This is a genomic window from Rubrivirga sp., assembly GCF_049648075.1.
Taxonomy (GTDB): Bacteria; Bacteroidota; Rhodothermia; order Rhodothermales; family Rubricoccaceae; genus Rubrivirga.
In genome coordinates this window covers 1-1,857 of the sequence record NZ_JBARYR010000571.1, presented here as the reverse complement: position 1 = coordinate 1,857, position 1,857 = coordinate 1, and the positions used below count along the sequence as shown (strand labels likewise).

General features: G+C 66.9%; 1 protein-coding gene and 1 pseudogene. Both read left to right on the top strand.

The features are described 5' to 3' along the window. Positions 1 to 557: pseudogene (locus WBA11_RS15935) on the top strand (sodium-dependent transporter); the annotation flags it as partial. Next, on the top strand, positions 554 to 1,857 hold a 1,304-nt coding region (locus WBA11_RS15930), incomplete at its 3' end, for a M14 family metallopeptidase (RefSeq protein WP_424521644.1). The pseudogene WBA11_RS15935 and the gene WBA11_RS15930, both read left to right, overlap by 4 nt.

Genomic DNA, 1,857 nt, shown 5'->3' with positions numbered 1-1,857 from the left:
TGGGCGCCCCGCTCGCGGTTCTGTTCTTCCTGGCGCTGACGTTTGCAGCCCTCTCGAGCCTGATCTCGATGATCGAGCTGTCGACACGCGTCGCTGTCGATCTCGGCGCGCCCCGCCCCAAGGCCGTTCTAGGTGTTGGGCTGGGGGCATTCCTAATCGGCGTGCCGAGCGCATTGTCGGACCGGTTCTTCGGCAACCAGGACTTCGTGTGGGGCGTCGCGCTCATGCTGTCCGGCGCCTTCATCGCTCTTGCCGTCTGGAAGTACGGCGCCTCGAGGCTGCGTGAGGAGATCGCCACCGAGACCGACTGGCGGCTTCCGAAGCTGTGGGACACGTGGATCACGGTCATCATCCCGATCCAGGCTGTCGTCCTCCTCGGGTGGTGGTTGTACCTCGCCACGACCGCCAGCTTTACCAGCCGGTGGTGGGACCCGCTCGAGCCCTACAGCGCGATGTCGTGTCTGGTCCAGTGGGGCGTGGTGCTCCTCGTCCTGTACCTGCTCAACGGCTGGATGGTGCGGCGCCTGCAGGCCAACCCCGACCTCGAGGACGGATGACACGACTCCTTGCACTCGCCCTCATCCTCTCGGGCTGCCAAGCGACACGGATCGCGGACGCCGACCCCCCCGTCGGGCAGATCGTGACGCCGGCCGAAGAATCGGGCTACACGAGAACGAGCACCTACCTCGAGGTCGTGGACCTGCTCGAGCGCTTGGAGGCCGTGTCCGCCCTCGAGGTCGGATCGTTCGGGACGAGCGTCGAGGGGCGGGAGCTCCCCCTTGTCGTGATCGGAGCGGACGCGGCGACGCCCGAGGCCGTCCTCGAGGCTGGGAAGACACGCGTGCTGGTGTTCGCCAACATCCATGCAGGCGAGGTCGCCGGGAAGGACGCGATGCTGGAGATGCTGCGCGACGTGGCGGCCAGCGCGCATTCGCACTGGTCCGACTCCCTGGTCGTGATGATCGCGCCGATCTACAACGCGGACGGGAACGAGCGGATGGAGCTCGACAACCGCTCCCGCCAAGACGGGCCGGTCGAGGGAATGGGCCAGCGTCCCAACGCCCAAGACCTCGACCTGAACCGGGACTTTATGAAGGTGGCCTCACCCGAAGCCCGCGCGCTCGTGGGCCTAATCCGCGACGCCGATCCGCACGTCGTGGTGGACCTGCACACGACGAACGGGACGCACATGGGCTACCACCTGACCTACGCGCCCGGTCTATCCCCGAACACACCACTCGTCCTCGATGCGGACCTGAGGGAGCGATGGCTGCCTGCGATCACGGACTCGTTGCTGGCCCACGACGACTTCGCGACGTACCACTATGGGAACGTGCCCGGCGCCTTTGGCGAAGAGGCCACAGCGCCTCGAGGGTGGTACTCGTTCAGCGCCCAACCCCGGTTCTCGACCAACTACGCCGGTCTGCGCGGTCGGTATGCGATCCTTTCTGAGGCGTACAGCTACGCGACGTTCCAAGAACGAGTCGCCGTCTCGCGTCGGTTCACGGAAGAGATCCTCGACCGAGCATGGGCCGAGGCGTCTCGGATCTCGCGCACCGTCCTCGAGGTCGACCAGTCCAGCGCCGTCGGCATGGAGATCGCGCTTCGGTCGACGTGGGCCGCGCTCGACGAGCCGGTCGAGATTCTGTTGGGCGACGTTGATACGTTGCAGCATCCCGTGACGGGGAGCGACGTCTTTCGTCGCCGCGACGCGGTGCGGACCGAGGTGATGCCGGCGTTCGTGCGCTTCGAGGCCGTCGAGTCGGTCGTCGCGCCGCTGGCCTACGTCGTGACCGGTGCCGCCATCGAGCCCGTCCGCGAGATCCTGGACGTCCACGGCATCTCCCACCGGTTGGG